Below are 7,037 nucleotides of genomic sequence, written 5' to 3'. Positions count from 1 at the left end.
AAGACTCAGGATGTGCCTATGGAAGCAATGGAAATTGCCAAGAACGAGAGTGAGGAAACTCAAAGGATTAGGCGCCCCATTTGGAAAAGCGTATGAATGGGGAAATAGCAGAAAGGGTTATTGGCGCATAGCGCATAGTCCTATTCTAGACAAAACCCTTAATAATGTTTATTGGCACCACCAAGGGTTAGTAAATCTATATGAACGATATACAAAACTACGTCAGACTTAAACTGAACCGCCGTATACCGAACGGTATGTACGGTGGTGTGAGAGGTCGGAGGCTAGGCGCCTCCTCCTACTCGATTTATGGAACTAACGGGGCAGGTTAGTTCAATAAGAAATAGACTATTGGTTAATTGTGGTATATAATCGAATTAAAGGGAACGTATGTTCTTTTTGATGGAGTAGCTGATGTGGAAAAAATAAACTATGAAAATTATGATTGGAGTGTTAGTGGATGAAAATAAAAAAAGTTTATCTATATGTATTTAATACAATGTCAGACTGGGAATATGGATATTTAATTGCTGAACTAAATTCAGGAAGATATTTCAAAAAGGATTTAACACATTTAAAAGTAATTACAGTAGGAGCGAATAAAGAAATTATTACTACGATGGGGGGACTGAGTATAAAACCAGATATTGCCCTTGATGAATGTAACTTTGATAGTAAAGATCTTGTAATTCTACCTGGAGGGAATACTTGGGGAGAAGCTATTCATCAACCTATCTTGAAAAAAATTGGCGAGGCTTTAAAGCTTGGCACTATTGTTGCTGCTATTTGTGGTGCAACTGAGGGACTAGCGAATATGGGATATCTAGATTCTAGAATGCATACAAGCAATAGCTTAGAGTATATTAAAATGGTCTGTCCTAATTATAAAGGAGAAAATTTTTATGAGATGGAACCTGTAGTAACTGGTGAAAATTTGGTTACTGCATCAGGAGTAGCTCCTTTGGAATTTGCGATGGAAGTACTGAAAAAATTAGATGTATTTGCACCAGATACATTACATTCGTGGTATAACCTAAATAAGACTCACAAACTTGAATATTTCTTCCAACTAATGAACTCAATAAATAAGTGAGTTTAAAAATCAACTTGGCAGTTTTATTTTACTTGAAATAATCTCCATACTTTATGCGATGTCAAAGTATAGTTTTTGTACATAACTTAAAAATTTTAGAGAAGTTAATAGAGATTGTGAATGATTGTACTTAAACTATCGGGTGCTTTACTTCTATAAGCGAGGTTGCTGAGGCAGCCTTTTTCTTATGGCACTATCGGGGCAGTTTAGTTCAAGAAGCGTAATTTATTCGTACTGTAATTAACTGCAATACAATTTGCTACCACTCTTTATGAAATGGTAATATTTAATGCTTAGGTGGAGTTTATGAAAAAATTATATCTGCTCCCTATTTCTATACTTCTTGCAGCTCCATTGTCATCGTTTCTTAGTGCTTCAATTGATAGTTTAATATCTTTAAATGAAGATCTTCCAAAAGATGAATATTTCCCTTTTTTAAATGGAGTAATTATTGGCACATTATATGAGTTAGCAATATATTGCATTATTGGTATTCCTGTAACTCTAATTATTGATACCATAACTTATTTTGTGGGTTTACATACAGACTTAAAAGTATATCTTTTACAATTTTCTTTGTATACTATTTCTGCAATCATTCTTGCCTACATAATAGACTCTGATAATTTTTGGGCTTATTTAATGGTAGGAATAGTAGTACATACCTATTTTCATATATTGTTTTTTTTGAAAAAAACTAATAGCAAACCTTAAACAGAATCTATGGCGAAATATTGGTCAACTCTTCTTATGGAACTAACGGGCCAGGATAGTTGTAAAGTGCTGTATGATCTTTAATTGGGCCATATTCTGGAGTAACTGATTGTGCAAATGATTGAAATTTGAAATAAATGTTATTAAGTATGCTCTTATGAGGCTGCAAGTAACTCCACAGTTTTTTCCACTAATGGGTTCCTTTCCGGAATATCCATACTGCATGTATATTCCAGGGCAAGAGCGTTCCGCACACTACTAGTAAAAAATTTTAAAAGAATTTATGGATTTGAATTTGTTGCCATACAACTTTATAATTGTATGATTAATGATTGTGTGAAAAAGGATGAGGAATGTGCCGATTAATTCGTTTGAGGATTATCCTATGACATGGAAGCCGACAATAAATCGAGAAGACAGACCGATTTATCAGGCATTAGCTAAGCAGTTAGAATATGACATTATTGAGGGACGCTTAGTGCCTGGCACGAAACTTCCACCACAAAGAGAGTTAGCGGATTACTTAGAGGTGAATCTAAGTACGATTTCGAAAGCATTTAAAGTATCTGAGTTAAAAGGACTGGTCAGTGCGACCATTGGTAGTGGTACTTATGTTTCGTATGATGCGATTTCGAACGCTTATTTGCTTGCAGAAGAAAAGCCAAAGCATTTAATTGAAATGGGAGCAATTTTACCAGATCGTTTGTCGTATGGACCTTTATTTGACTTATTGCAATCGATGTTACAAGAATCAGATTGTGCGAGATGGTTTGGATACAGTCGGCCAGGCGATGCGATTTGGCAAAAAGATGCAGGCGTCAAATTATTGAAATTTGCCGGTTTTGAAACGACTAGAGAACATATCTTACTTGCTACTGGCGGACAAAACGCCATCACAGCAACACTTGCAAGCCTTTGTCAGCATGGAGATCGAATTGGTGTAGATCACCATACATATCCAGGCTTAAAGACAGCAGCCGCGATGCTGGGGATTCAGCTTGTACCGATTCGTTCAGAATCTGATGAAATGAGTCCGGAAGCACTTCTTTATGCATGTAAAAATGAAAATATTAAAGGATTATATATTATTCCAGATTATCAGAATCCGATGACTTATACGATGAGCATTGAAACTCGTAAGGCTATTGCTGAGATTGCTGTAAAGTATAATTTATTTATTATTGAAGATGGAGCGTATCATTTAATCCAAGAAAAAGTGTTGCCGGCTGTAGCTACATATGCCCCTGAGAATACGATTTATATAGCGAGTTTATCGAAATCAATGGCACCTGGACTCCGTCTTGCTTATGTGGCAGTTCCTTTAAAATACCTGGATTCTACTCGAAAAGCTCTTTATAATTTAAATATTTCCGTATCGCCACTACTTGCAGAGTTAGCATCACGAGTAATTGTTTCGAATCAGTTTGAAAACATTGTTGCATTTCATAAAGAGGAAACAAAAGCTCGTAATCAGTTGGTTAATCAATATTTAGGTAAAGAGAACTGTTTAGGTGAAGAAACAGGGATTTTTCATTGGTTACATTTGCCGCATCGGTATACAGGCGACCAATTTGAACAACTAGCTGCAGCACAAGGTGTACAGGTATATAGTGGAGGGCGATTTGCGGTAGGTAATGTCGCACCAGCAAATGCCGTACGTGTGGGGATTTGTGCACCAGAAACGAGAGAGGAACTTGAAAAAGCTCTTATTATCCTTAGAAAAATAATTGAAATGTAAAATAAATATTGTTTGCCATACAATAATTATATTGTATGGCTTTTTTTTTACGTGTTATGATAATTCAAACTTAGTAGGGGGATGAAAGAAATATTAATTTTGGTGTCATAGGCTTATCCCTTTAATTAAAAATCTGAATATTCCAATAAAATTAAAAGTGGTAGGAAAAAAATTGAAATGTTAAAGGAAGGAATGTTTACAAATGGAAAATAAATTTGCTGAGAGGGCCCGTCTAGTTAATTCTTCTGAGACCCGTGAAATATTAAAAGTAACAGAAAGGCCAGAAGTCATTTCTTTTGCGGGAGGACTTCCAGCTCCGGAGCTGTTTCCTGTTGAAGCCCTTAAAGTTGCTTGCAATGTTGTATTGAATGAAGAGGGCGCGGCTTCTCTTCAATATAGTACCACTGAAGGCTATGGTCCGTTGAGAGAAGCTATTTGTCAGAGGATGAAAGCCATTGGGATTAACTCTGCTATTAACAATGTTCTTATCACTTCAGGGTCCCAGCAAGCAATAGATCTTACTGGAAGACTATTTATCAACGAAGGAGATACTATAATTTGTGAAAGCCCAACCTATCTTGCAGCAATTAATGCATTTAAATCATACAATGCAAACTTTGTGGAGGTAGCTATGGACAATGATGGGATGATAATGGAAGAGCTAGAGAGGAAACTGCAAGAGCATCCTGGCGCAAAATTCATCTATACTATTCCCGATTTCCAGAACCCTACAGGTCGTACATTAAAACTTCAAAGACGTAAAAGAATGATCGAACTTGCTAATCAATACGATGTACTGATTGTAGAAGATAATCCTTATGGAGCTATTAGGTTTGATGGAGAGGGAATCCCACCAGTGAAACATTTTGACACAGAGAACAGAGTAATTTATATGAGCACGTTCTCTAAAATTTTCACTCCAGGCATGCGAATTGGATGGATTTGTGCAGATCAATCGTTTATTGATAAGTACGTGGCTTTCAAGCAAACAGCTGATTTACATACCGACAGCTTTGCTCAAAGGATAACAGCTAAGTATATGGAACTTTACGATATGGAAGAGCATATTAAAAAAATCAAAGCAGTATATAAAGCAAGATGTACAAAAATGTTAAAATGCATAAAAGAATTCTTTCCGGAAAATTTGTCTTACAGTAAGCCGGAAGGTGGGTTGTTTATTTGGGTTGAGCTCCCAGAGGGGGTTGATTCCAAACATATATTTACAGAGTGCTTGAAAAATAATGTTGCTTGTGTTCCTGGTGTTCCATTCTTTCCAAATGGCACACAGAAGAACACTTTACGTTTAAATTACTCGAATATGCCTGAAGACCAAATCATTGAAGGCATGAAGCGTATGGGTGATGTATTACATCGTGAATTAAATAAAGAGACGATATGTTTGTAACTAAAGGAAATAAAAAATAATTAAATCAAACACCAAAACCATTAATAACTATATATACCTTCTAAATGTTTAATGAAAGCACTATTCTTAAAAATATCCAATTCAAAAATAAGATTTTAATTGTATTATTAATAAATCTTACATTTGAATAATCAGGAGGCTTATTATGCCAATATCATTTATAAATCCATATATTACAAAGCCCGTTTCGACATCACCACCACCACCGTTTACTCCTTTATATACACTTATATATAAAACAGATTAAGAATCTGCGAAATATATAAGCTGTTTCGCAGATTCGAAGGAGTAGACGATGAAATATAAAATTCAGTTTATATTATCAATGATTATTTTCGGTACAATGGGTTTAGTTGTGAAATACATTGATTTATCTTCGAGTGAAACAGCTTTGCTAAGCAGTTCAATTGGGTGTCTATTTTTAGTGTTTGTATTTTTCATTATGAAGAAATCCATTCAATGGAAATTAGTGAAAGTTAATGCTTCTACCCTTTTTCTTTCTGCGGTTGCATTGGGAGGGAATTGGGTTTTTCTTTATCAATCCTACGATCATACAACACTTGCTAATGCAACGCTTGGGTATTATTTTGCGCCAGTGTTTGTCATGGTTCTCTCGCCATTTGTACTTAAGGAGCTTTTACCAATTAAAAAAATTGTTTGTATTGGTGTAGCGATATTAGGTATGTTATTGATTATTGGAAACGGCATTAGCGCCTCTGGTAAAGATGATCTACTTGGAATCCTTTTCGGGTTAGTTGCGGCTGCATTTTACGCAGCCTTAATGTTATTAAATAAATTCATTCAAAACATGGGCATGTTAGAGATTACAATCATTCAACTTGGAACAACTGCTTTACTTCTCTTTCCCTATGTATTATTCACTGAGGGATTTGGTATCTTGGGAGTCTCGAGATCTTCCATTGCTTTTATAATACTCTTAGGCGTTGTTAACACTGGTATCGGCTTTTGGTTATTTTTTTCTGGTATGCTTAAGTTAAAGGGACAAAGTATTGCCATGCTAAGCTATGTAGATCCTTTTGTAGCTATACTGATTTCTGCTGTAATCTTACAAGAAAAAATGACAATTATTCAGATTATAGGGGGCACACTTCTTTTAGGTTCAACTTTTATTAGTGAAATTAATTCAATGAATTTTCGAAAACGACATACGAAGCTTTTAACAAAATAAAGAAACGGGGCAGTGAGGGGAAATCCCTCACTGCTTTTTACTATATTCCAAGTAAAAAGTCTAAGTTTTGTTAATCGCCCTACTTCCACTAAACTACTTCTTTATTTAACTGTCGTACAGATTTTGTCACTCTCCATTTATCTGTTAATGAACTAACGGGTGCGTTAGCTGAAGATCGGAGCTGTCTTTAAGGCAGCTTTTTGTTATGGAACTATCGGGGCAGGATAGTTGCATAAAGAAGGGAATATAAAAAGGTTAGTTGAAATAGGAATATTGGAGTCAGTTTTATTTTATTCTCAGAATATTATACCTGCGGTTGAGAAATTCACGAATTTATGGAGGGATTTCATTGCAAACATTTTTTCGGTATAACTGGATGGTCAGAGAAGAATGGTATCGGTGGTGTGAGGAGTTAAGTGAAGAGGATCTCATACAAAACCGAACTGGCGGAGTAGGTAGTATTTTACATACACTCTTCCATATAGTTGATGTCGAATGGAGCTGGATACGCCTTTTACAAGCTAAAACAGACTTTGAGGAGAACTTTGATGGTTACAAGAGCTTGAATCAGGTTCGAAAATTAGATGCTGAATTTCGAACGGAAGTGGAGAACTTTGTGAACAACTGGGATGGGAGCATGGAAAATCGATTATTTTACGATACTCTACCAGATGGAAGAACTGTAACGGATACTTGGGGCGAGGTTATACGACATGTAATTGCCCACGAAATTCACCATATAGGACAATTATCAATTTGGGCAAGGGAAGTAGGGAAAAAGCCTGTGTCTGCAAATCTTATTGGACGAGGTCTTTCCTCTTATTAAAATCCTTCTTCAACTAACAGGTGCGTTAGCGAAGATCAGAGCTGTCTTTAA

The 7,037-nt window shown here is 35.8% G+C and carries 6 protein-coding genes and 1 pseudogene; all 7 read left to right on the top strand.

Annotated elements, in window-relative coordinates; all coding sequences use genetic code 11:
* Nucleotides 1–232 (top strand): annotated as a pseudogene (locus tag J7J00_RS28530) (group II intron reverse transcriptase/maturase); the annotation flags it as partial.
* A 228-nt stretch (nucleotides 233–460) separates the two neighbouring features.
* Nucleotides 461–1,093, top strand: coding sequence for a type 1 glutamine amidotransferase family protein (locus J7J00_RS26960; protein WP_214796163.1), 633 nt, complete (start codon nucleotides 461–463; stop codon nucleotides 1,091–1,093).
* Nucleotides 1,094–1,399: 306 nt separating this feature from the next.
* On the top strand, nucleotides 1,400–1,807 hold the full coding sequence (locus J7J00_RS26955) for a hypothetical protein (RefSeq protein WP_214796161.1): 408 nt from the start codon (nucleotides 1,400–1,402) through the stop codon (nucleotides 1,805–1,807).
* 355 nt (nucleotides 1,808–2,162) lie between these two features.
* Nucleotides 2,163–3,545 carry an aminotransferase-like domain-containing protein gene (locus tag J7J00_RS26950; protein WP_214796159.1) on the top strand — a complete coding sequence of 461 codons (1,383 nt, stop codon included), beginning with the start codon at nucleotides 2,163–2,165 and terminating at the stop codon, nucleotides 3,543–3,545.
* A 202-nt stretch (nucleotides 3,546–3,747) separates the two neighbouring features.
* Entirely contained in the window at nucleotides 3,748–4,950 is a 1,203-nt protein-coding gene (locus J7J00_RS26945; RefSeq protein WP_214796157.1) for an aminotransferase-like domain-containing protein, read from the top strand.
* Between the two features lie 316 nt (nucleotides 4,951–5,266).
* On the top strand, nucleotides 5,267–6,160 hold the full coding sequence (locus tag J7J00_RS26940; protein WP_214796155.1) for a DMT family transporter: 894 nt from the start codon (nucleotides 5,267–5,269) through the stop codon (nucleotides 6,158–6,160).
* Nucleotides 6,161–6,509: 349 nt separating this feature from the next.
* Nucleotides 6,510–6,986, top strand: a complete 477-nt coding sequence (locus J7J00_RS26935; RefSeq protein WP_214796153.1) for a DinB family protein — start codon at nucleotides 6,510–6,512, stop codon at nucleotides 6,984–6,986.
* Nucleotides 6,987–7,037: the final 51 nt, after the last annotated feature.

The organism is Bacillus sp. ISL-4 (genome assembly GCF_018613275.1).
Taxonomy (GTDB): domain Bacteria; phylum Bacillota; class Bacilli; order Bacillales; family DSM-1321; genus Peribacillus; species Peribacillus simplex_E.
The sequence above is the reverse complement of the archived record's forward strand: the minus strand, read 5'-3'. Positions and strand labels throughout refer to the sequence as shown.